The sequence below is a fragment of the Chitinophaga sp. LS1 genome (genome assembly GCF_034274695.1).
In the GTDB taxonomy this organism is placed as follows: domain Bacteria; phylum Bacteroidota; class Bacteroidia; order Chitinophagales; family Chitinophagaceae; genus Chitinophaga.
Window position 1 is genome coordinate 6,900,738 of sequence record NZ_CP128362.1, and the last position, 26,087, is coordinate 6,926,824.

At 41.5% G+C, this 26,087-nt stretch carries 12 protein-coding genes and 1 pseudogene; 1 reads left to right on the forward strand and 12 read right to left on the reverse strand.

What is annotated here, in order from left to right:
- Position 1: 1 nt before the first annotated feature.
- From QQL36_RS28195 to QQL36_RS28220, 7 genes are all read right to left on the reverse strand, one after another.
- Positions 2-430: a hypothetical protein gene (locus QQL36_RS28195; RefSeq protein ID WP_143709117.1), complete on the reverse strand. Its 429-nt coding sequence runs from the start codon at positions 428-430 to the stop codon at positions 2-4.
- A 262-nt stretch (positions 431-692) separates the two neighbouring features.
- The gene (locus QQL36_RS28200; RefSeq protein WP_083729729.1) at positions 693-1,019 is read right to left on the reverse strand and encodes a hypothetical protein; all 327 of its coding nucleotides are present in this window, start codon (positions 1,017-1,019) and stop codon (positions 693-695) included.
- Positions 1,020-1,158: 139 nt separating this feature from the next.
- Positions 1,159-1,389, reverse strand: coding sequence for a hypothetical protein (locus QQL36_RS28205; protein WP_083729728.1), 231 nt, complete (start codon positions 1,387-1,389; stop codon positions 1,159-1,161).
- Positions 1,390-1,472: 83 nt separating this feature from the next.
- Positions 1,473-1,688 carry a transposase gene (locus tag QQL36_RS35780; RefSeq protein WP_220388864.1) on the reverse strand — a complete coding sequence of 72 codons (216 nt, stop codon included), beginning with the start codon at positions 1,686-1,688 and terminating at the stop codon, positions 1,473-1,475.
- A gap of 372 nt (positions 1,689-2,060) precedes the next feature.
- Positions 2,061-2,258: a hypothetical protein gene (locus QQL36_RS28210; RefSeq protein WP_321567559.1), complete on the reverse strand. Its 198-nt coding sequence runs from the start codon at positions 2,256-2,258 to the stop codon at positions 2,061-2,063.
- 461 nt (positions 2,259-2,719) lie between these two features.
- Positions 2,720-3,184, reverse strand: coding sequence for a hypothetical protein (locus QQL36_RS28215; protein WP_321567560.1), 465 nt, complete (start codon positions 3,182-3,184; stop codon positions 2,720-2,722).
- Positions 3,185-3,223: 39 nt separating this feature from the next.
- Complete coding sequence (locus QQL36_RS28220) at positions 3,224-3,775, reverse strand: hypothetical protein (RefSeq protein WP_143709115.1); 552 nt, start codon at positions 3,773-3,775, stop codon at positions 3,224-3,226.
- 1,479 nt (positions 3,776-5,254) lie between these two features.
- Between QQL36_RS28220 and QQL36_RS28225 the strand changes: the two genes are divergently transcribed.
- Positions 5,255-6,037, forward strand: a complete 783-nt coding sequence (locus tag QQL36_RS28225; protein ID WP_255373922.1) for a transposase — start codon at positions 5,255-5,257, stop codon at positions 6,035-6,037.
- A 59-nt stretch (positions 6,038-6,096) separates the two neighbouring features.
- Here QQL36_RS28225 and QQL36_RS28230 read toward each other — a convergent pair.
- From QQL36_RS28230 to QQL36_RS28250, 5 genes and pseudogenes are all read right to left on the reverse strand, one after another.
- Positions 6,097-6,252 (reverse strand): annotated as a pseudogene (locus tag QQL36_RS28230) (IS701 family transposase); the annotation flags it as partial.
- A gap of 541 nt (positions 6,253-6,793) precedes the next feature.
- A complete protein-coding gene (locus QQL36_RS28235) occupies positions 6,794-7,438 on the reverse strand; it encodes a hypothetical protein (RefSeq protein WP_321567561.1) in 645 nt (214 codons plus the stop codon).
- Positions 7,439-7,455: 17 nt separating this feature from the next.
- Positions 7,456-15,921 carry a hypothetical protein gene (locus QQL36_RS28240; protein WP_321567562.1) on the reverse strand — a complete coding sequence of 2,822 codons (8,466 nt, stop codon included), beginning with the start codon at positions 15,919-15,921 and terminating at the stop codon, positions 7,456-7,458.
- A 103-nt stretch (positions 15,922-16,024) separates the two neighbouring features.
- On the reverse strand, positions 16,025-18,283 hold the full coding sequence (locus tag QQL36_RS28245) for a hypothetical protein (protein WP_321567563.1): 2,259 nt from the start codon (positions 18,281-18,283) through the stop codon (positions 16,025-16,027).
- Positions 18,284-18,291: 8 nt separating this feature from the next.
- Positions 18,292-26,049: a DUF5977 domain-containing protein gene (locus QQL36_RS28250; RefSeq protein WP_321567564.1), complete on the reverse strand. Its 7,758-nt coding sequence runs from the start codon at positions 26,047-26,049 to the stop codon at positions 18,292-18,294.
- Positions 26,050-26,087: the final 38 nt, after the last annotated feature.

A 26,087-nucleotide genomic window follows, 5' to 3' on the forward strand; every position in this document is an offset into this window, starting at 1 on the left:
TTCATTTTTGAATATCTAATTTTATGTCATTGGGGCACTTGGGTTTTCTTCTGTTCATCCGCCTTCCGGTGATCAACTTCCTCCTGGCGTAGATGAGACTGAGGAAAAGCAAATGGAACTCTATTAATAACCCTTCCATTTTTAATACGATGAAATCATTCATTACTGCAACACTCATCAGCTCTCCGACTTCATTGATCATACCCAGTGCATCACAGGTCCTATAAATGTACTTATTATCAGGGCGCTGCTTTGCATGCTGCGATAATGAAAGATGGCCCAAACGGTCGTACCAGAAATGGCTCTCACCTCCATCAGGTGATACCTGCGATACTACCTGGTTAAGCGTATTATGACGGTACTGCGTAGCCATCATGTAAGTTGGCACCAATGTTATCCCCTCTGCCCTGGCAGCCCTTACATTGTTCACCTGGTCAGTTGAAGGATCTATAACTACACCTGCTAGTGGAATCTCCTCTACAAGATTGCCCGCCTGATCGTAGTAGTAAAGTGTGTAATGATACTTACTCGTATTATAATAAGAATAAAACGTAGTAAATGGGAAGAAGGTGTCTCAAAAGTAAATGAGGCCCCTTTTACTTTTGAGACACCTCTGATCTTATTCATTACATCCAAAATAAATTAAGCCCCCCTTACTAAAAATGCCCTAATTTTCATTAGCATATCTATAATTAATGGGGATGATTTGGACCGCTACCCATAATATAGTTAATCAAATTAGTAATAGAACCAATCATTATAGCTGTACCTATTAATAAAGCTATTATTCCTGCTCCTCTTGCCCAAAATCTATAATTTTCATTTTCAGCCACATGCCTAATTTCTGAATTAATAAACCACCTTGCCAACAAACTCTTTCTATAAAACCAGACTTTCTCAGGCTGTAATTTAAAAATGTGGATCATTATACAGATCCATCCAAATAATAAACAAAGTATTCCCAATAAGAAAAATATAATATCATCAGCTTTCAAGGGCAATTCTGACCATTGTTTCATAAACTTACCAAGTTAAATATGTGTTAAATTTAAACTTATTATAACTCTCGCCAACACCTGCACCAGGCTTAACAACGCCAACTCCCCACTCAATTGGTTCGTAGGATCTGAGGGCTAGGAATATTGCCCCCCAATACCCTCAACTCTCAGACTGTTCCTGTCCTGTTAGGAAATTATCCAATTGATCTTTTGTTTCATCACGATGATTTAACCAGTTAATCGTAAAACTAAAAGATCCTCCGGTAGGACCATCCACGGCTCGTCCTCCCCCAACAAAAAATATTCCGTTTCTACCTAGCGTTCCACTTATTCCTAAAGTAAAACTGAAAAGCAATGGATAAATACCAAGCGCTTGTTTGATCAATCCCATATTCCATGCTTAGTTAGCAACTGGACATTCCTTTTTTACACTTAACCGGAAACAAATCTGAAAAGCTATCAGCAAATTGAATTTCAATTTGTGGAACAAGCTGCCTGCTGTTGGGATTCATTATAATTACATTCCTGGCATCGCCCGTCAAACATTCTTTTACCTTTCCACCACAGTTGACCGCCACACTTTTTACACCTGTAACCTTGCTGCCACTTAAAGTCTGAGAGGTATTGAAGAGAGGCTTCTTCGCTTGGAAAGTGGTTATGAAAACTATCTACTTTCACCCCTTTAAACATGCACTTTTTAGAGCTATTGAAACACTACGCATCATATTTACGTAATATTTAAGTAACGACCTCTAAAATGGGTAATTCTATAAATAAATTTCATGTAACTCAATTATTTGAAAAATAATATCCCCAAAAGAGCATATAGCAAAAACAAGCAAATTACCATTCCAAGGTTTAATCTATTATAGAACTTGTATTTAGCCCTATCATGTTTTGATAACTTATTCATTGGCACAAAAAGAGGGAAGCCATACTTCTTCAATAATTTGTGCTTTTTAACAAAAAAAAATCCATTAATAAAAACAAGAATCGCAGCTGTAAAAAATGTAAACAAGTTAAATATTGTAAAATATGTCATATTGCTGTGTTCAATCAATATTATTTAAACTCTTTGAGCCATGTCAGCAGATCGGTATTATTATCCCAACTCGGGGCCTCTTTATTAATAACATCTACATATACCTTTTCAAGAGTCGCTCTTTTTTGCTTAGAACCTACTCTTGCATATATTTCAGTGGCCAGAACAGATTGGTGCCCAAGAAAGTCTTGGATGAAATCCAAACGTTTGTATTTCATCCAAGACTTTCTTGGCCACCAATCGTTAACCTCAACAGAAATATATTCCTTCTTAATAGGATATAAGCAAAAGCGAGATGAACAAAAGCCTGATAACTCTCAATGCATCTGTCATACCTTGTTATTACCCGTTTGAATGCATTCAGCCAGGAAAAAAAACGTTCTATCTTCCATCTTCGCTTATATCTTCTAAGCTAGTGCCCATCTTGAGTAGAAGGCTTAATTCTATTATTTTTATGAGGAGCAATCAGTTCAACACTTTTCAATGCGAGCCTTTGATCGGGCGGATCACCGTCATAAGCACGATCCCCGATAAGTCTTCCGGGTTGTCCCACCGTGTAGGTTTGATCGATGGTAGCTTCGACAAGGGTGTTATGAAATGAACTCTAATGATAACTTACCAGTTCGAGCATCCGAAAATATGTTTGGGCATCTAAAATATAATTTAGACGCCCGGTTAATTACTTATCGCAACTGATAATAGTCTCAATCAAAGAACCTTTACTATACTTTTCTCTTAAGTAAATATTACCCTGCTCATCATAATATTTCCAATCTCCATTCCGAAGTGGTCTATAAAACTTTCTATACCTTACGCCATTCCCATCTCTTCCTGCTTTTCTATAGAAAACAGTATCCGTATACAATTTAGAGGATTCCAGATATTCGCATTCCATCTTTTTTTTGAAAGAATTGTCCCATAACAAAAATTTCAACTGCCCTTTTTCACTCATATCAAATACTTTAATCAACCTACTGCTATCTGTGGATCGATCTGTTATAACAGACGAGTCTTGTTTATTAAAGATCTGAATATATTGTCTGTTGATATCTAAAAATAGTGCATACTTTAGGTAAACCCTTTGACTATACCCATTAAATGCACCCAAAAGGATAGTAAAAAAAATCATTAAACTTTTACTCACTGATTTCATTTTAAAGTTTCAACCCTGTAATCTGCACATTTACATTACGACTAGCTGGTGTTGGATAAACCGCCCTGGTTGTACAGTCAACCTGGATCCATTTATTTTATACACATTTAGAAGACTATTCTTTGCAGCCACCAATGTTTCTCCACTCTGGACGAGGGAATAACCTTCGTCTCCACTATTATAACTAAACTGCCTGATCCATTGAGCGGTACCATTAGCTGAAACAACACCGATCATGCCATCAGTAAGACTACCATAAAAATTAGTTTTACCTATAAAGGCATAAGAACTATCCGTTTGCTGGATCACATCCTGTCCTATTTCTCCATTTGCTGTGTTAAATCCTAAACGCTTACTCCATACAACCTTTCCCGTGTCATTGGTCTTCACCAGCCAGAGATCTCTTGCTGCAGTTCCCGTATTGGTAACCGTACCTACAGCAATATGACCTCCATCGAAGGTGGGTTTCATCCGGTTAAAGTACTCGTTGCCATTGGCCTTATATTTCTTTGCCCATACTACATTTGCAAATGAGTCTTTATCAAAGCATATTTTGCGGATCAATAGAGGATTAAATCGCACTTACCAATATAATACGCTCCCGATATTAATACTATCCAACCACCTATCAGGATTGGCATAGGGGCAATTTTTCTAAACCAACCCCGTGAAAAAATCATCAGTATTATAATATGAAAAGAGGCATATAGAAGGTAAAACCAATTCGGGAATGATTGCAACAATAATAAATCCAATAATGTAGCTACTAAAAAGCCGATGCCACCTGTCAGAATAATAATTTCACCCCGATGTTTAAATCTCAATAGTATGTTCATTGCGCCGATCGCATACAAGGCATGCAAACATAATTGCAGCAATGATGTTTGTAATGTATGAACATAGATGCTGTAAACATGGGAAAAATGCGTCCTAACTATGCTACAAATATAAAAGGCAATAACCAATAAAGAATATGTCAGCAAGAGCAGACAGGACATTTTTTTCAATCTATGTAATAATTGATTTCTCATAATAATTGAGTTTCTTGTACTGAATCGAATAATTAATCAATGAGTTGGATTTTTCCATAAATGTATCAAAATCTGATTCCTGCTTTAGTGCAAGGCAGATTTGGTTCCTGGCTAAATCCTAACCCAATAACCGAATACCTGCATTGATTTTCAATTGCACTTTTGAAACTGAATTCAATGCCTATTTGCTGGCATCAGAGGCAATACATAGCAACTAATCTCGACTTCAGTATCCAAGTCAAAGCTACTTAAACGGTATAGCCAACTGCATAAAATCAGTTGGCTATACCCTTAAATGTGAATAGGATATTTCATTTCACGACTTCTTTAATTGCTAAAAAAAGAAAATGGCGATCCATAGTAAAACAACTGGTAGAAGCAGGGAAATTAAAAAATAACTAACAAATAGTTTTCCATCATAATAAGGATACTTTTTCAACAATCGCTCATACCGTTTATTTCTTAATATCAACAAGTAGTTCAAAAGAACACAAGGCACGATAAATAAAAAAAATAAGTGAATAGCGTATTTAAAGTCCCGGATAAAAATGAAAAATGGACTTTATAAAAGTATCTCTTAATTACATGCCGCTGCAAAATTGCCATAAACAAAGCGAAATTGGAGGTCATCGCAATAGACATGAATATCATGCTACCTAATGCCCAATCACGTCTGGTATTGGGTTGTGATTTTGCACGTTCTATACAATCCACCCAAATCCTATAATATAATCCTATCATTTTATATTTCATGTATTAAAGCAACCAAATATTAAACAGTATCTACTTCTACTTTGACAACCTAGGATGAGTCTTTTTCAATCTTTTCTAATCCTCTCTGATCTTGCCTTTTTCTGATTTGGTCCATCACTTCATCAGAAGAAAAACTTTTCTTAGAATAGACTCTTATTGAAGTTGTTTACACTTTTTGAAGGATAAAAAGGAAGTCCCAGGAATTAAGGATTTTTGTTTTGGCAAATAAAAACGAATAATTCTGGGACTCATAGACGAAGATAAGGTACGAGATTGGATTTTACCACATTTAAGCAAAGGCAAAAGAGGCTTTAAGGCCAGGATAGATTTAGTAAAAGTGGTTCTGTTGATTTTAAAGCGAATGAAAACAGGCTGCCAGTGGCGAGAGTTGTGTATTTGCGAATATTTTGATAAAGGGGCGACCTCGTGGCAAAATATTCACAGGTATTTTTTAAAATGGAGTAAAGACGGTTCATTCAAGAGGGCTTGGATCAATCTTTTATCTTGTAATAAGAAACTGCTGGATCTGTCAAGCGCTCAGTTAGATGGTAGCCATACACCTGTCAAACGTGGTGGCCAGGCGGTAGGTTATCAAGGCAGAAAAGCTTCAAAAACCAGTAATAGTTTGTTCTTATGTGACAACAGAGGTCAGATGCTGACGGTATCAACGGCGCAAAGTGGAGAGCATAATGACTTATACGATATAGTGAAGCTGTTTAAAGAAATGATCGGGGTTCTGGAACAATCCGATATCAATTGCAATGGAATATTTGTAAATGCCGATCCTGGATTTGACAGCGAAGATTTAAAACAAGTATGCATTGACTACGAGATTGAATTAAATGTAAAACCCAACTTGCGAAATCAAAAGAAGCAAAGTGATGAATACCGATATTTTGATGATCAACTTTACAAAAGACGAACAAAAATTGAACATGCCAATGCCTGGATGGATGCTTTTAAAGCATTGCTTGTCAGATATGAAAAACTTGTTGAAACATGGATGGCATTGCAATGGCTGGCTCTTATAACCCTTTTTTGTAGAAAATTAAAAGTATAAACAACTTCATTATGATATCTCTTATATCATAATGAACTCAGTAATGGATATTCATTATTATACAAGATTTTTTCGCTTAGTATAAAATGTAGTGCCATCATTACCAATACCATATGATGATGCCACGCCCTCCATCCTCTAACCTGATATTCACTCATAGCTGTTTCCTGGAAGGATCTCTCGATAAAATAACGCTGAGATTGCATTCTGACCAGTAGGACAATAATGATAATCTTTCATTATTTACGTCTACTAAATTGTGTTACAATATCTTGAACCGGATATAAAACACCCGCAGCTAGCTATAACGAATTAAACTCTCAAAACTATTAGACGGACCCTTTTTATATTTTAGGAAAAGGGTCCGTCTAATAGTTTTGTTGACTTTCTGGTCAGCCCTTCAGCTATTTGGGCTCCCTAATCTTATTCAAGGCTTTATCTAATAATTTATAATCATCCGGAGGTTTTTCCCTACAACACCCATGTCTATCCATTTTGATTTTCCGTAAACAACCTTTATAAATTCAAAAACTTCTTTCGTCAAATCAGACGCCACTATTTGGGTATCATCTGTAACTTCCTCATTGCCTTTTTTTTCATTTTGGTATCAGCAGAAATCCCTGTTATTTATCCACATTTTCCCCCACAGCTTCGCTGTGGAAAAACTTACCAAACTATTGTTAGTATCACATGGTATTAATGAAATCCTTATTTTTCGAACGACAATATATCACCAAACTTTAATCATCATATTCATTATAAGTATCGTCGATAGTAATACTTTGTAGATGTTATAGGCCATAAATAATGAGCATGACTAAAGTCTTCTTTAAAAGTCATATTAGGTATAAAGTCAGTTATTACAAACGTGAATACGAATGGCTGTCCATGATATTCTTTTTTTGCATGACCAATTATCTCCTCAGAATAAAAAGGATTATTTCGTTTAATATCCTCATATGTACTATCATAATAGGTAGTTGTAATTCGACTTATATTTCCTCCCCGAATAATTGAATATATACCGATACTCCTTAGGAAATAAATCCGCTTTAAAATTTCATTTTTAAATTTACTGATAGAATAGCTTTGACTAAGTGTATCCAATTTTCTTGTGGTAAGATCATTATAAGCCCATAACATATTTCTATACATATGAAACTTATATGTTTTTTTATAAACCACAACCCAGAATAGACTTGGACCATTAGCCCCATAGGGGCAATAAAATGACAAGTCATCGTCATTTATTTCTTTAAGCAGATAATTACAAAGCTCTTCCTTTGGCTTATTCCATTTTCGATATTCTATTTTTCCCCTTTTAAAAAAAATAAATATCAGAAAAACTAAAATTAGCAATACAAAAAAAATAATTACCCGATAACGAATTCTAGATTTCATAATATATACATTAAGCATCAATTATTCCTGAACCAAGTAGGCCTGGTAGTATTATAAGATCTCCATATAAAATTCCCTTTAGCTTGTGGCCTCAGGAATCGCTCCTGATAAAAAAATCCTGCATTTATTGCACGAATATCTGCCTCAGAATCTGGTGCATGATTTCTTATCATTTCGTGCCGGTCATCGCCCCACATCACAAGATCATGACACATGTTCATTCGAGCAGCAGCAACTCCGAAAAGAAAATTACCAGCATCTGGCAGGTTATATATATAGTTCAAATGGTAATCCTTACTTCCATTAAAATAAAAGAATCCTCCATTAAAATCCCATATGCTATAATTATCATCTATAGTTCCTCCAGCACTTTTTTTATTGGGATCAAAATTATCCCCTTCCCTATCTGCCAGGTTATGAACCAGATAATTTTGTCCAAAATCCAATGGGCCAAATGCACCTCCAATTCCTGCTAAAATGTGGCTTATAATGGGTATTCGTACGTGACTAAACCATGCCTTATTAATTATATAATTTACATTTTCTGGTGATAAGATCCTTACCATTTGATCGCCAACATTGAAACTACTAACCTGAAAATAATCATCTTTCCCACCATTAAGAAACACCCTTTCAGTTATATTCTGGCTTTTACCATTTATCACCTCTGTATGATTATATAAAACAACACCATCCTCTTTTTTATTAGTTTTAGTCACAATACCTTTTGAATTGAATATAGCAGTATCTCCCAACTGATCGAAATTCGCTATTGGATTATTAGTAAATGTTGCATATAAACTTAGGTCCGTTTCTGGTTTAGGGTCCTTATTCCACCTTCTTCCTATCCTTGCATCATACTCCCAGAACTCTGCTGTATAACTATTAGCATTACTAAAAACCTCATCACTTTTTTCCTGTCCATTGAACCCATAACGATAGTCCCCGGCACTACTCATTCCTCCTCCAATACCTCTACCTGGCATGAACATACCAAATGGATAATACTCTTGTGAAGATAGAAGATATGGTTCATAATGATCTATATTATTTTCTTCCAGGGACGCACCTATTTTATGGTCAGATACTGTAACTAATACATTTCCAAGATGATTACTCAGTTCATAGAATCTTTTACCTCTGGTAAAATTAATATTTATACCAATCCCTAACCCTGACATATTTGTTGAAGGCAAAGTACCTTTGTTTTCAACATTGACTACCACTGAGTTAATCCCCAATCGATTGGTTCCGTACAAATGTGCTTCTGTCTGACTCAGGGACCCATTGTTAACCGTACTATCACCTTTCGTATAGATACTCATCACATTACCCGTAGCATCACGTACATACCACGTCTCTACCCCATTCACCCGCTTACTGATCCTGTTCCCTCCAACATCATACGTATAATTGATCTCACTTCCATTCGATTTCTTTATCCTGCTTATCTTCCCATACAATGTCCATTCTATACTATCAATTCCAGCTCCCTGATCTGATATCAGATTGCCAATTGCATCATATTGATAATTCCCTGCTGTCTGACCATCTATATCATTTTCATAATTGGTGGCGCTCACAGTGTCATATACGAAGTCCAGCTGATTGGTTCCCGTCCGGTAGGTATATCTTAAGGAATCCATCCCTAACGGCGTGCCCGCAAAACTATGATTACCATTCCGCCGGTAGCTAAGAATATTACCATTCGCATCATAACTCACCCGTTCCTTAAAGTCGTCCAATACCTCCGGTTCCCATATATTCGTACTGGTATTCAATCCTCTTGATACCTGCATCCCCGTGAGCCGGTTCAGTACATCATAGCTATAATTGGATTGTAACGGTGTACCTACTGACGGAAGATTTTGGCTAATGGCGGAGATATTGCCATTAAATAAAGGCTTCAGGTTAGTACCGGATGCAAAGGGATTGACTGTGCCTATGGGCGAATAGTCCCTTCCACCATAATAATGTAATGCAAATCCAAATACATCCTTTGCTACCTGCGTTCCACTACCGCCATCGCCTCCCGGATCATAACCAGGGGTCACCGCAGTACTATTTACCCCTTTTAACCAGCCCTGAACTGTATATGCATAATCTACTCCCTGTACCTGTTCCTGACCTAAAACCATCCTACCTAAAGGACCATGCTTATAATACTGGTAATATGCATCATTATCCCAATTAATACTATCATGACTCGTCTCTACATTCGTTAAACGGTTCTGCGCATCATAGCTGTAACCGTGATAGAAAGCATCCTGCCGACCCGGTTGATAGCCTGCTGCATTCACCTTTCCACTGATCAGATCATAGCCATATACCATCTTCTTAAACCGGTTATCACTCTCCTGCATACCTCCCTGCTTATAATCCTGCAATAAAGTATCAACATTCCCATGCACATCATAGCTATAAAATGTGGCTGTTGCAAAACCCATCGTATCCTGAGCTGCAGCATCATTGAATAATGCCGTCCAGGATACCCTGTTGCGAAGATTCCCTGGGGTTAGGTATAACTGAGATAACGAGCTATACGCTACATCATATGTCGTTTTCGTAATCTGTTTACGCGAATTATTCGCTGCGGCCAACCAGTCTGATAACAATGCTGTATCCCGGCTGATGAAATCATTCATTACGGCAGCACTCATCAGCTCTCCGACTTCATTGATCCTACCCAGTGCATCGTAGGTCGTATAACTGTACTTATTATCAGGGCGCTGCTTTGCATGCTGTGATAATGAAAGACGGCCCAAACGGTCGTACCAGAAATGGCTTACCCCTCCATCAGGTGATACCTGCGATACTACCTGGTTAAGCGTATTATAACGGTACTGCGTTGCCATCGTATGTGCTGGCACTAATGTTATTCCCGCGGCCCTGGCTGCCCTTACCCTGTTCACCCAGTCAGTTGAACGATCTATCACCACTCCTGCCGGTGGAATCGTCTTTATAAGATTCCCCGCCTGATCATAATAGTAAAGTGTATAATGATACTCACTCGTACTATACGTCACGGTAAAAACCTCCTGCTGACCACCCGCAATTGCCATCGCCAGGTAATCGGCATCAAAGCTCCCATTCAGGGAATCCTTGTAGGAATTATATATCTCGGTTCCTTTGCTTACTGCAAAGAACTCATTATCCGTACAATTTGTGACACTATTCACAGCCACTGTTCCAAACACCGGTGTCGCATTGCCGCATAATAACGGTCCACCATAGAGTGTATAACACGAATCACCTACAATACAACCGCTCGTATAATGAACCGTACCTGCATCACTGGTACTCGTATTAAAGTCCGTTACATTGCTGACCGATTTGCTCCTATAGGTATCCCATGTCGCTTTTGTATTTGTATTGATCACTACGCTGTCATCTGCATTTACAAAGAGACTATCACTACAGCCTATCTTCCCCGTATAGTGGCTTATCATTAACACCCCATTATTCCCTATATTCCCCGCTGATGCATAATTGCCGTCAGGACGCTGTATTACTGAACTCAATTCCACGGCAGTATCCAACCTTATCAACTCTGACCATTCCAGGTTATTATCCTTATCTACTTTCCGCCATATCACGCTTTCTATATCTGAGGATACACTCTCTACTGCTACATATCCACTATCCCCTGTCGGGTACAGCGGCATAGACTGTACCAGGTTATCTCCTGATATCTTCCCAAACTCTTTATAATAAAGCACATTCCCCACTTCATCAATCCCCATCACAAGATGATGGTTCTCCGTCGTGGATATTCCATACCCCGTTATATTGAACATATAACCATACGGCTTCTTATAGATCTCCCCTCCAAAACTGGAGACCCAGCCATTAGTATGGTTCCGGTAATAACGCTTTGTTGATATTTGTGACCCGGTGGACAAATCCATTTTAAGAACGAACGTCTCAAAATATGGAACGGCATACGTGCTTCCCAGTACTACAAGTGTATCATTGTTCTGTAACAGACTGTAGCCTTCCTCACCACTGCTGTTACCTATTTGTTTTACCCATAATGCATTGCCTGTGCTATCAAGCAAACCTACTATAAAGTCTGCTACCGTATTGGCAATGTTGTACTTGCCGGTAAATGCATAACCGCCACCTGTCGTCTGGATGATATCTGTGCCCACCTCCCCATACGTCGTCGCATATTGCACGGATCTGCTCCAGGAGACGATCCCTCCACTATCCAGCTTGACTATATATGCACCCTGTACATAAGAGGCGCCACTCGTTCTCCCTATAGCTATAAATCCCCCATCTGACGTCTTTCTTACCTTCAAAAAGTAATCATCCAGTGATCCCCCATAACGTTTCGCCCACAATATATTCCCCAGTGAGTCTGTCTTTACCAGGTAAGCATCCGTATCAGAGTCCTGGTCCGTAGAATCTGCGACTGTCTTTATACGGCCCGCCAGCAAATACCCCCCATCCACTGTGCTGATCACGTCACTAAACATCGATGTACTGTCACTCGCATAGACATGTAACCCTCCGGTAGGATCTCCTATCTTCTTACAGACTATGCTGTCTTTTGAACTGTATAAGGTACAGGTATCCTCAATAAACGCCAGGTATTCCCATGCCTGTTTGGAGAAGCCGGTATGAGAGTTCATATAAGCGGCAAACAGGGAATTTACCTGCTGCTGCTTTGTGCTATCCCCATCCTCTTTTGTTGGTTTTAGTGAAGGATAGGTTGATTTAAAACTAGTATAAAGATCATTGATAGTTGTACACGAAGCACATGCTGCCGCTGTATTACATTGTATCAGCGCCGGAATGGTGATCGCTGGTGTCACATAGGTACAAGCTGCGTTGTCAGGATCACAGGCAGACAACAATGCATCTAACTGACTTTCTGTTAAAGCCGTACTGCGCGTCCGATTCAAATAAGCGGAGAAAGTACTGTCTGTGTTTTTCTTAAAAGCGTTGTATTCTATTTTCAGCGTATTAAGCGTATTACATTCACATGCTGTTGGCTTGGTATAAGTCGTACTTTCTGCATATACTGCCTGTGCATCATATGGAAGCGGCGCTGTTACCAGCAGGTAATTACAGTTTAATGTATCCGTAATATTATGTGCGTTGTTGTATTCATCTATTATAGCCTGAAAACTGCTGTATTCATTTGTACTACCAGGTGCCACAGTACTGGATCCCATTACATGGGTCGCATCTGCTCCTGCTTTACAGACAGCCAGCATCTTTGGAATAAATATCTGATTGATGACTGCGGTATCATAATAAGCACAGGTTTGCAACTGGCTGAGCCAGGTACTTACATAGCTCTGACAATTGGATGCGTATGTCGCTGCTAAATTCGCAGCTACTGAATCTTTTGCTTTTGTTGAATCACCGCTGGCGATATAACTGATGCCTGAAGATGTTAAAGCCTTTGAATAATCTGTAAAATGAACTGACTTCCCGGCGGCGATCAGCTCATTGGTGGTAGCGGTACATTTGGTCAGCTGGATTAAACTATCCAGCATACGTGTTTTTGTGGCTAAATACAATTCCCTGAATGTACGCCATGCCATATCCAGGTCACCGTCACACATGGTACTTTCGTTAAATGCACTCGCCATCGTTTTGTAGCTGGCTACGCAATCACTGCCCATTCCATCACATTTTACACCGATGGTCGATACACTGTACATAGAGATTCCCTTAGTAGTATCAGCAACATCTGAATAGAACTTCAGTTTCTTATTCAGCATGGTAGCCTGCGTAGCTGCCATAGGATCTATATTTGCTGTGACTGACTTAAATGGGATATTGCTATTGCCCGTAGGGTTCAGGAAACCGGAATCCCGCGCAGCAGCGTAAGTATTTACTGCCTCAAATCGCCTGTCCCACAGGAGGCTGCTCTCGTAAGACTGGTAAACCAGGAATTTGCAATACTCTGGATGGTATTGTAATAATGAATTTGCCCAGGATGGTTTGAACTTCGCAGAAAAGTCTTCTGCACTGAGTGACTGTGGCAATACAAACCCACCTACACTTTCGTCATACACACTATCTACAGTGCCTGTGGAACTCTTGTAACTAAGGGTCTTCAGGCTATAAATTGGCTCCGAATCATTATCGTCAGAGTAGAAGATGGAATAAATATCACTTGAATCTTCTACATTGGCATACTGACCTGAGGATGGTGACATATCTTCCAGCATGGCTGTTCTCATCTCATCGACTGGTGAGGTGGTGTTACAAAGCGCATTACAGGCGTCTACGGCCTCATTATAGGCGGTGAGTGCCTCCGCACGATACCCTGCGCTGTCCTGGGTCGAGATACCTGCCTTCGTCAGATATTGGGTACGGAAAGCATTCCAGTCACCTACACTGTCGCGGCAGGATTGACAATCGGGTACACATGTTGTATTTACCTGCAGATCACGCTGCTCCTGGATGATTTGAGACAGGGTGGTACACAGGTTGCGCAACATAAAGATGCTGTCACGATAATACGCCATTGCTTCACGATTCACTGTCAAACGCTTCGTGATCATGTAACTACCTTTCTCCAGGTTTTGAAGGGTGAAATCTGCTACGAATGATTCAGGCGTTCCACAATTAGCAATGATGGAGTCTGCTTTGAAATTATGGTAAGTGACCTGGTATGGGCTGCCACCCAGGTGTTGGTTGTACACGTCGTCTGTGATGGTGATCTCAAGATCATATAAGCCATTATAACATACCGTATCTCCATTACAATCTGGTTTACGAAGTACCGGAGGCGTTAAGGTATAGTGAAAATGGTAATCCCCTTTCTGCGTCACCAGTTGGCTATGTGTACTTTCAAGGGTCAAATCTTTGATCGTGTTACTACCAGCCCTGGATAAAGTATCTGTGACTGTAAATCCTATATTGGAAGAAAGATTCTCCAGGTCAGCACTGTCTGCCACGCCAGCCAGCGCAGTCGCCACTGTACGGCCATGCATATCTACATAAGAGACAGACATCTGCCCATTGGCATCCTGCACTGTGTTCTTAAAATAATGAGACTTGTCACCGGCTTCTGTGCCAAACAATACATCCAGATCATTATCATTAGGTGCATCATAATAATATTTTGTCTCATGGTTGCCTCCCAACCTAAAGGTCTCACCCAGCCCCCCCTGCCTGCTGATCCTGTTAGTATTATCCTGGGTATACACTGTTTCTGTAAACGCATACCCCCCTGCATCTGGTATATAGCGGTTCATGCCTTCATCCTTCTGTGGATTATTGGAAGAATAATACTGGTTGGCACCACTCTCTGTGGACATCTTTGCAGCACTTGCTGTCAGGAATGCCTCCGGAGTAGGCAAGGTATCATAATTACTCTTATCGTATTCTCCATTCAGACCCCGGTTGAAATTGCGGGAATATTTTATTACTGAACTCAATGTAGGAGAAGGCATGACCTGGATCGTTTCTCTGCCCTGATAGTCATATAGTTTCTCTCCAACAATTGTCGTATTTGTTGTATTATCTTTTGTGACAGTCTGCCGGTTCCTGAGTGAACCATCATAATAAGCTACAACCACATTTCGCTTACCTTCTTCTGCAAAACTCACCTTTGAATTCCAGTTCAGGGAACGCTGGTGTCCTACAAAATCAAAACTGCCCAGGCCACCGCTGAATGCAGAACTCCAGGGCGTTTCTATCCTGGCATAACTACCTTTATCCTGCACGGCACGAGCCCGGAAAAACAAAGTACCTTTGCCATCATACAATAATGGAATACTGTATGTAGTACCCGTGATCGTTACACGGGAAGCATTGTTCCTGAATAACAATACCGGGTTAATAGGATTACCATATTTATTAGCTGCCAGTGCACTGGAATCTACATAGGTCCATTCCAGGTCATATTCATCTGCACCGGTTAGTGCTGGCCAGGTAACGGTCAGTTCATCGGTAGAATCAGTATTTGAAGTGGCAGTATATGAAATTGACTTTACAGCATCATCCGTACAATTCAATGCATACGTCACCTGTACATCCATCTCATTTTCCAACAACAATGAATTTATCACTTTATCATTATCATTGGAAATATTCAGACTCAGTAACTTCAAGGTCACCTGATGTGTATTGTTAAACACAAAACTACTGCGGCTTGTATAAGCAACATTCTTAGAATAATTGATTTGGAGTGATTGGTCTACTGAATCAATCACACTGTCCGGACGTTTATAAATAACACGCACCGTAGCCACTGCGTTGAACGTATCGGGCAATAGCCTGCCTGAATATTCATTGATATGGAAAATGATAATATTCTTTGCTGAATAAGGTGTATCCAGTTTTGTATTGCCTGAGAAAAACACCGAGTCTTTCACTTCAATACTCGCATTGACAACCAATTCGCCCTTACTACCATCCAGGCTTTTTCTCAGTACGGTGATCCTTTGGGCATGACTACTTACCGCCACAAAAAGGCATAGAGATAAAATCAGCCATTTATAAAATTCTTTCATAATCATTTCAGGTTAGGGGTACCCAATAATATTTTGTAATCTCCTGCAACCAACATAGCGAGTGTGAATATTAATAAGAGACGTTTCATCTATTTAATATCTTTTAATAATCATTCAACAACGCACTCCTTGACTCTGTGATAGTCATCACCCCTCTCTCCGTCTCCTTCTTCAAACGGATCAAACTACCATCATCATCATATTCATAAAACGCCGCATAATTATTCTCATCCAGTTCCGCCATCAGTCGGAGTGTTTCTGCATCGTATACATAAGACTTCATGTTCGCATTGTAAGGATGAATGCGCAAGTCATCGAAGTAGACAGTATTACTCCCCGTATTCTGCATATTCACTGTCAGCGCAGTGGCATCTGTTGCCACATCCACGACCACTTCATAACGTTCCCAGCCTTCGATGATATTGCCGGATGGCGTTGCCACCGTACTGATATTACCTGCTGCACGACCAACTACTATGCTTACCTGATTACCGGTGTAAGATGTACCATCACACTGCCCGGATTCTTTTACCCATACACTTACCACCATACGTTTTCCTGCTATCGGAGAGAATGAAGGTATCAAGGCATCCGATCCAGCTACGATTCTCTTCAATACGGTACTACCATTGGTACTGCAGGTATTCTCCATTGTAGTATATCCTAATTCGAATGTGTTATCGTCAGCAGCAGTGACTGTCGCTGTAATGCCCGTACTACTGCCTGCATTGACACGGAGACTGTAACGGCCTGTATGTGCTTCGGTCGTATCAAACGCACTCTTGTATGCAGAGAAATCAAAGTTTCTTGGTACAGAACAGACACTGTCGCAGGTACTGCCTATATAGTCATAATCTTCAAACCCTTCATAACCGATCTCACGGAAACGGGCATTCTGTACCACGGCTGTGGCCAATGCATCCTGGTAACCATAGATGGCGGCATTATACCTCCCTAAGGGATCTTTGTTCTCCATCTCTGCGCCTTTCCGGTTAAATAAGGTGCTTTCACTATTCCATACCCACCTGGAGACTGCGGTATCCTGTGCTTGCCAGGTACTATCTGTCGTCATCTTCCAGAAACCAGCATAATTCAGGAATGTTCCATCTGTACGAATATGGGTACTGTCTGTTGGGTCTGATTCTTTTCTGGGCCCATAGTAGGCAAAAGATCTGTATGGTTGCCAGTTGCCCGTCAAGCCATAGGTATACGGGTTCACGCTGGTATCTGTGACGGCACTGTAACAAATACCGGATGCCACATCTTTACAGGTATAGCAGCTATCAATATATAACTGGGCAACTACACCCGTATCTGTTGCAAATGTCCAGGTGATATCAAGGTACGGGCGTTTTGTTGTATCAGCATTTCTTTGTGAACAAAACGTAGCATACAAGGAATAAGGATCTGTAAACTGAGACGGAAGTGTCTTATCGTTCTTCAGGATAATGCCATTGTCCAGTATACGCTTTGAACCAGTTAAACCAGAGACCAGATCAAAGGAGAAATCCTGAAAATGATTATCCGCCGCCACTACATCACCTACAGACGATCCTCCAAGTACATGAATGAGTACAGGGTCCATTTTGTACGTCCAGGGATCGGAAGAAAAATACAGGGTACCGATGGACTGGTAATCTGTTTCTGACCTGATCACATGGGCGTTTGTATATGTAGACGGATAAAACCCCGTAGGATCAGCAAACAGGTTTAAGGTAGCTGAAAGAATAATCGCATCATCCGGAATATTTACAGCACTGTCAATCGCCATCACGGATGTCAGTTGATAAGTACCCGTACTGTTTGCTGAAAATCCTACCCGCATGTTAGTCGCTGCTGTATCCATTCCATACTTTGCAAAGCTGGTCACCGTGGGGAAGATATCACTGGTGGCTGATATCATGTAGGTATTCACGGAACGGGTCACCAGGTACTTTTTATGTACGGGCTTTCCATAGTTGAAAGATACTTTACCAGAGTTATCACAGTCTGTGCTGGCCAGTTTTGTGAAATTCACGGTGCCATTGTTGACAGCATTCAATACGACGGCACAATCTCCTAACCGCGCCTTGTACTGACTGCCGGAAGTAGCTGTAGTAACGGCATAGAAATAGTTATTGATATTATTCGTCAGGATCGAACAGCCTGAATAGGACACTGAATAACCAGCAGCATTTGCATCTTTTATCAGTGTGGATAGCAGGATATGATCTGACTCCTTAATGTAAAGCCGGTTGGACGCGATCAGGTAATCGAACAACGGCTTCAGGCAGGTACAGGCACAGGTGGCTGTCGCCCCCTGTCCGGAGACCCTAAGTCCTGTTATAATTATTATGAGTGTCAGAAAAAAATATTTCCGCATATATAAGATTATTGTAAATACAGTAAAATGTTGATCGTACTTCCGGTGACGGTCCATGTTTGTGTACCGGAATAAACATTCTTAGCAGTACCATTTACAGAAGCATAACCCGCCGTCATAGCAGCGATGGTAACAACAAATGTAGTTGCAGTAGTACTGTACGTTTTTGAAGTGCCATTGGTGGCCAGCAGGTCTGTTCCATCATAAGTACCACTCATAATCGTTGTTCCGGAAGACGTCTTTATAGAAATAGTACCATGGGCCGTATTGGCAGTATGTCCTGATGGAGACGGATTAATATTGACAGTGACTGTTTGCGCTGTACATGTCCCATTCGTATTGGCATAGGTCTGACCATTTGCTAATGTATCGGCTGCTGCTTTTGAATTTGCATCGGCATAGCTCACGGTAGAGGTATATTTACCGGCAGCTACGCTGTAAGTAACTGAACTGCCTGTATATCCCGTTCCACAATTGTTCCTCGTATAGGTGCGGCTCATCGCATCGTTCGTATAGGTACAGGTACCATTCGTATTTGCATAGGTCTGGGCGTTGGCTGTCAGATCCGCACTTGCCAAACTATCTGCACTCGCCTGGCTGACCGTACTGCTATACTTGCTGGCGGCTACGGTGTAGGTCACAGAAGAACCAGTTCCATTTGTGCCACAGTTGTTCCGTGTCTTGGTAGATGTTACGGCTGTATTATAGAAGGTACAGCTACCATTTGTATTTGCATAGGTCTGGGCATTGGCTGTCAGATCCGCATTCGCCAAACTATCTGCACTCGCCTGACTGACTGTACTACTGTATTTATTCGCAGCTACGGTGTAGGTCACTGAAGAACCCGTACCACCGGTTGCACAGTTGTTACGGGTTTTCGTAACGCTTACCGCTGTGTTATAGAAGGTACAATAACCGTTTGTATTAGCATAAGTTTGTGCATTCGCAGTCAGATCCGCATTCGCCAAACTATCTGCACTCGCCTGACTCACTGTACTGCTGTATTTATTCGCTGCTACAGTGTAGGTCACGGAAGAACCCGTACCGCCGGTTGCACAGTTGTTACGGGTTTTCGTAACGCTTACCGCAGTGTTATAGAAGGTACAGTAACCGTTTGTATTCGCGTAGGTCTGTGCATTCGCTGTCAGATCCGCATTCGCCAAACTATCTGCACTCGCCTGACTCACTGTACTACTGTATTTATTCGCAGCTACGGTGTAAGTCACGGAAGAACCCGTACCGCCGCTTGCACAGTTGTTTTTGGTCTTGGTCACACTTACCGCTGTATTATAGTAAGTGCAGGTTCCATTTGTATTTGCATAAGCCTGTGCATTATTCGTGAGGTCCACATTCGCCAAACTATCGGCCTTTGCCTGACTCACTGTACTGCTCCATTTACCTGCTGCTACCGTGTAGGTCACTGAAGAACCGGTTCCACCAGATGCACAGTTGTTACGGGTTTTAGTAACACTCACCAATGTATTATAGAAGGTACAGGTGCCATTTGCATTCGCATAAGCCTGTCCCAGTGAAGCCAGTCTGATCTTCGCCAGTGAATCGGCAGCGGTCTGACTGACTGATGAAGAATCTGTACCTGCTGCAAGGTTGTAGGTGACTGATCCTCCTGTACCACCTGAAGCACAGTTGTTCTTTGTGTAGCTACCACTCTGTGCAACGCTATAATAATAACAGGTGGAATTATTTGCCTGCGATTGTGCCTCAGAAAGTGCCCATGCATAAGCGGTTGAATCAGCTGCAGCCTGGCTTACATAAGAATGAGAGAAACCGGCTCCTACTGTATAAGAAGCAGTAGCACCCTTCGACCCCGCAGCACAATTGTTCTTACTTGTTGTAGCAGTTTGTGCTGTACTTGCATAATAAGCGATACATACGCCATGTGCATTGGCGTACAACTGTCCGCTATCACTCATTAGCTTCTGCGCCATGGAATCAGCGGCTGCCTGGCTCACAGTTGACGAAAATTTATTGGCAGGCACCACATAAGAAACGGCATACCTGCCTATATATCCGCTGGAACAATTACTAACAATGTAAGACCTGCTCAGCAGATGGTTACCATAAGTTGTCTGTGTCACCCCACAATCCGAAGCATCTCCCCCTGCATACTTTGCATATGCTTCAGGTACACAAGTGGTCACTGTACCGGACTTCCTGCTATCAGGTACTTTCCAGGTTGATTTATATTGTACTGCTGCGGCAGCAATTACTTTTGACGTACTATCTATCACCAGTTTGTAACCAGTACTGGTTTGTACAAGCGGGTTTTTCAATAATGATACATTACTGATGGCTGCACCTATATTCTTTCTCCCTGACTTCACCACCTTCAGGGTAATATCATTCCCTGTAAAAGGTTGTCCATTCTCATCTACAAAGTAGATATCAGGACTACCACCGTTCTGCTCATTGGCATCCACTGTATACATCAGCCCTGTAGCAGGGAAGGTGGCCACATGAGGCGCACAATCTTCTCCACCTGTTTTAGGCTTACTGTAGATCAATATCTTATCACCACCTGCAAAGTAATCTGTTACTTTAGCTGTTGCAGGCAGACCACTTGTAATACGGCCCTGCCTGATATAGATATTTTTCAGGATCACCCCGATATTCTTATAGGCCCCACTCATACCATCGTAGGCCCAGCCGGCCGGCATGGTGAAATTATATATAGGATCGTTGAACTCATTTTGCGTGCTGGTCAGGAGCACATTCCCCGTTTCGCTGTCGTACAGCAGATTGCGGGTACTGATCTTACTATCCTTATCCGTTACCACCACACTATCCAGTATACCATGACGGTAGATCACTTTGGATACTGCCGCTGAATGATACATGGTCTCTTCTTTATTATATACACTCAACGCTACAGGTATAAACATGATCGGAGGCCATGGGAAGGTGAACATATCTCCATTCACCTGTACGGTCACGGCGGTAGATACAGAGCGTTCTTCCCGCATATCCGTCATCAGCTCCATGTCCTTACCAATTACAGCAGTAGTGTCAATCACCCCTTTAGGTGTCATGGCCATCACTGTATTATTAAGATGCTTAGTCGTTGCCTGCTGATCATCTACCCGATAATAATTAGTGGTAGAGGCAACCGGAGTAGTCGAATTTGTTTCACTATAAGAAGCCTGTGATTTCAATCGACCATTCATATCATTCAACTCCACTTTGAAACCCTGACTGACAGCGATATAATGTTTTGAATTGATACGCAGCAGGTTGCTCAGTGCCGGTTTATAACGTTTCTTGTTATCTGCCAACAAGGTCATATCAGTTAATGTAGGGAAGTCATAACTGGTATAGTAACAGTTTTCACCATACCCATTTGCAGAACGGGTTTTATTTGCATGGATAGTTCTCACACGCACTTTACTATAACCTACACCTGGAGATGGGAAGAACGATTCTCCCAATGGCAGCTCTGTATAACCATTTACAATAGGTGCCAGTGCAGCTACCTGCTGGTTATATTCCAATGGTGTTCTCCATGGGTTTTCATCTGCACCGATCATTGGCTCATAAGTAGCCACCCCACTGCTGATAGTATCTGTTTTACCATTGATATCTTTGGTAGTGGTATAAATATATTCCTGACCGTATACAGATTCTTTCTGTTTGGTCATCTCATTCCAGTTGTCAAATATCCTGATGCGTTTTACACGAATACCACCACCATACTTTTTATAGTAAGGGTTATTGAGGCGAACATAACTGCGGCCCAGGTCTACTGACCTCGCCCAGTTTTTGGTCCTGGCAGCTTTGTCGAACGTGGCTAACATCTGTACGATATTACTTGCCTGGCTAGCCAATATCTTGATCACATCTACTGCCGATACATCATCCCCTGTTTCAGAACCCGGATATGCCTTGGATGGCAGGTTCATTCTCAGGTAAGAGAAGGCGGCCTTCGTCAACGGGCTATATAAACTGGTAGCCATGTCTATTTCACCATTTGTGCTGATAGCCTTCACACGGATATAGATGGTTTTACCTCCGTTAAAGAAACCATATTTGCTTTGATCCAGCGTAGCGTAGACAGGTACATACTCGCTGCCACTACCATATTTATCAGCAGGCATTTTCACATACAGACGGAAATAGACTTTTTCCATTCCTTCCAGGTAACGGGTATACACTTCTGCATTGCTGCTTACCGCTTTCGGTACATTGATCGATACGTATTGATTATCATACTGACCATTGTAGAGATTACTTTGCAGGTCGTCCGCTGAGTTGGGCGCACCTAAAGAGAAACCAGCAATGGTATACATCTGTGCAGCTCTCTTATTCTGTACATAGGCATAATCATCACTTTCATAATCCACTTTGATACGACCGCCTGCTGGCAGCTGGATAGAATCCAGCGTCCAGGCACCCACGTTTTGTGCAGCCAGTGTACTATCCTGTAATGAATATGGATAATCATTGTTATTGACCTGAGACGGGTTCTGACCAGATGGTTTGTAGGTACCCCAGCGATCCACCTCCTTACTGTTATAATCAGGATTCACGCCATTATAAAAGAATACATAAGGATGACGCTTACCCTTCTGGTTATTATTATAAGTGAACCAAACTTTCTTCAGGGTCAGTTTACCTTCGGCATTGATCCTACCATTAGCACCTTTACACAGATCATAGCTGTATTCAAAGTGAACCGTTTTAACAGGCTTTGGATTTGCCTTCATCAGTTCTGACTTTGTATACAAATTGATCTCTTCCAGCTTACGGCCATAATTACCTTTTTGTCTTACACCATTCTCATCGATGGCAGGCAGGTCATCACGACTACTCATTTTAAAGATGGCCACCATGTTCTTGGACTCAATAGAGTGCAGGTACCACAGTTCTTTCTGACCGTACACATAACTACCTTTATCATCGCGGTTATCTGTACGCTGGCCCTGGTTCAGGGATGCCTGATTCGGGATAGCAGGTGCAGGTGAACGCCAGTTGTACGGATTATTGATACCTGCTATCTTGGTATAGTTAAATTTGATTGCGTCACCTTTATCATCTGCTGTAATACCATTGCCTGTTAAATCCTGGTAGTCGGGAGACAACAGGGCAGTCAACAGGAAGGTATGCGCATAGGCTGGCATGAGTTCACTGGAATAATAATGGTCATTACCACTGCTATTACCCGTTGAGTTCTCAGCACCAGGTGTATATTTTACAAGGCCACTGTCTGCATTTCCTTTGGAAGCATCTACAGAGAAGGTGGCTTCTTTTTGTTGCAGGTTATAGATAGGCAGACCATAGATGTATCGTTTTCCATCTGCATTGGTCACATCAATTTCAGAAATATGATTCTTCTGGCGGAAAGAATTTACGCGTTTCTCTATGGAAACACTATCTACCATCAATGTATCTTTTGTTGATGTCAGATAAAGGTTTTCTGTCGGGACACGGATGCGATCCTGGGAAGGGTATTTCCATTCCAACATCGCACGCATGGAACCTTTATTATTATTATAATCCACGCGCACCTTATAATACTGGCCTGCCACAAGGTTTACTTTGGCAGAGTCCAGCGTTGCTACTATTCCAAAGTTGTCAATCAGGCTGGTATCATTCAGGAACAACCGGGCACCATCGTCATGATTTAAATAAAAAGTGTAATCACCGGTAACGGGTGCTTTGATACGGCCTGTCCATCTGGCGGACCACCTGGTATTTAATGGCGTCACATCGGCAGCACGGTCATAGTTAAAGACCGTCTGATTTGGCATATAAATTACTGTATCTACTTTTTCATACAGTTTCTTTTCAAAATTTCTATGAATAAAATACTGTCCCTGCAATCCCACACCGTCTCCATCTACATCATCTGAAATAACAGCTGGACAAGGGGTCAGGCTATAATAATTCTCTGAATAGTTCTCAATAAATCGAGGAAACCCTGCCACACCAGCTTCTTCAGCTGTGAGGTAAGAGATGACCTGGTTTCTTTTCTCACGCCTTGTTCTCATGGAACTAAGGGTATCCATTGCCTCATCAGCCACCCATTTTTTATACTGGTATCTGCTCAGGTATTTGGTTGCCTGCAGGGTTGAGCTGCTGGTACTGGACTGGTTTAATTTCACGGTCACGACATCATCACCACCCAGTTTTGTATAATATTCCTTATCATTCACAGTCATCTCACCGGGGTTCCTGAAGTATGACCCTTCGTAGGTACCCAGAGAACTGGTAAATGGAGTTTGGGTATAAAATATATTATCCTTCAGCCAGGCACCATTTTCAGTATAAGCATAGGTAAGACCTATCGTAGCACCGGCATGGACCAGACCTCCGGCAGAAAGATCAGCACCTGCGGTACCTGATACAAATTTAGTTTTGTTGTAGTGATCAAATACATGACCGATATCGCTGCGGTAAGCCCTGAAACTACCCCCTGTACCTTCACCTGACATCGCAAACACATCGTAGGTATAGGATGGAATACCAATATTAGGCACGGCGGGTTTCTCACGGTAAGGAATATCCTTTTCACGGTTATAATCCATCAATACACTCGTATTATTACCGGCACCCTGGTAGTTCAGATAACCATAAGCAGGCAGTGATCTATGCTGATCAGCTTCCTTTATTTCCTGTTTTGCATAGTAACCTTCAAATGCAAGCGTAGAAGAGCTTACCGAAGCATCGGTCCCTACTTTCAAGGTAAATGTCAGGTTGGTATTTGTATAAGGAAGAGTGACTGCAGGAGAATAAGAAGGATATGCAAAAGACATGATCGTACGACTTGCACCTGTGGAACTGCCCCATTGATTGGTGGTAGTGGTCACTGTCTTACCGTCACTTCCGGTTTGATTTTTAGTTGAACTACGGGTCATGCTCGTACCCAATCCCAACGTCAGTGCTTTCATACCACTTCTGGAATTAAATCCTGTGCTAAGACCAACACTGCCACCCATGGTTCCGGTTTCCTTCGTCCTTTCCCAATTCTTTTTGTAATCCAGGCTGGCACCCACTGTAAAGCCATCTGTAGAGCTATTTGTAAGAGACAATCCTGCGGTTAATTTACCCATGGAGGCAGAGCCTACATTGATACTGGGACTAAGACCGGTTTCCATTCCCCAGCCTTTGTAATTATTATAATTAATGCCGACACTCGCAGTAAGGGATAAAGAGAGACTGGCAGAATCACTACCGGTGAGCTTATTCAACGGAAGACCCAGCAGCTCTTCAGACAACGCTACAGAAACACCTGCACTTACATTGGGTTTCATAGCAGAAACCTGCTGTATGGTATCTGTACCATTGAAATCATCGGGTAAGCCTCTCAGGTTTCTTGTGATGGAACCCGGGTTCAGGTTCCAGCCAAGACCTACCCAGCTTGCATCCTGATCCATGCCTACGCCACTGTTATAACCCAGCGCCAGCGGATAACCGCCTACATCCAGCAATGGAATAGAATAGGAAAAATCTCCGGAAAACAGGTCGACCATGTTATCACTGTTCACCGAGTGGAAGTCCTGGCTTTCGGGTTGTGTAGGGCCCCCGATAAATGCTTTGGATGTCATGGTACGGCCAGCTGGGGTGCTTTTTTCAGCGGGTAGTACTGCTGCATTTTCCCTTACCGGCAATGGGGTTCTTGTAGTTGTTACGCTGACAGGAAATACCACAGGAGCGCCAAATGCATAATTCGGCAACACCGTTTCGAGATACATCACAACAAGCATCAGAGAAGCAATCAAACGCTTGCTTCCTGCGACATGTTTTAATATCATTTACGCTTTATTTATTGTTGTAGATAAATTTTGCATTC

Coding starts and splice junctions, on each gene's coding strand:
- QQL36_RS28210 (WP_321567559.1), bottom strand. CDS start 2,258: ATGAAATACAAACGTTTGGATTTCATCCAAGACTTTCTTGGGCACCAA.
- QQL36_RS28205 (WP_083729728.1), bottom strand. CDS start 1,389: ATGGGATTGATCAAACAAGCGCTTGGTATTTATCCATTGCTTTTCAGT.
- QQL36_RS28235 (WP_321567561.1), bottom strand. CDS start 7,438: ATGAAATCTAGAATTCGTTATCGGGTAATTATTTTTTTTGTATTGCTA.
- QQL36_RS28250 (WP_321567564.1), bottom strand. CDS start 26,049: ATGATATTAAAACATGTCGCAGGAAGCAAGCGTTTGATTGCTTCTCTG.
- QQL36_RS28200 (WP_083729729.1), bottom strand. CDS start 1,019: ATGAAACAATGGTCAGAATTGCCCTTGAAAGCTGATGATATTATATTT.
- QQL36_RS28240 (WP_321567562.1), bottom strand. CDS start 15,921: ATGAAAGAATTTTATAAATGGCTGATTTTATCTCTATGCCTTTTTGTG.
- QQL36_RS28245 (WP_321567563.1), bottom strand. CDS start 18,283: ATGCGGAAATATTTTTTTCTGACACTCATAATAATTATAACAGGACTT.
- QQL36_RS35780 (WP_220388864.1), bottom strand. CDS start 1,688: ATGTTTAAAGGGGTGAAAGTAGATAGTTTTCATAACCACTTTCCAAGC.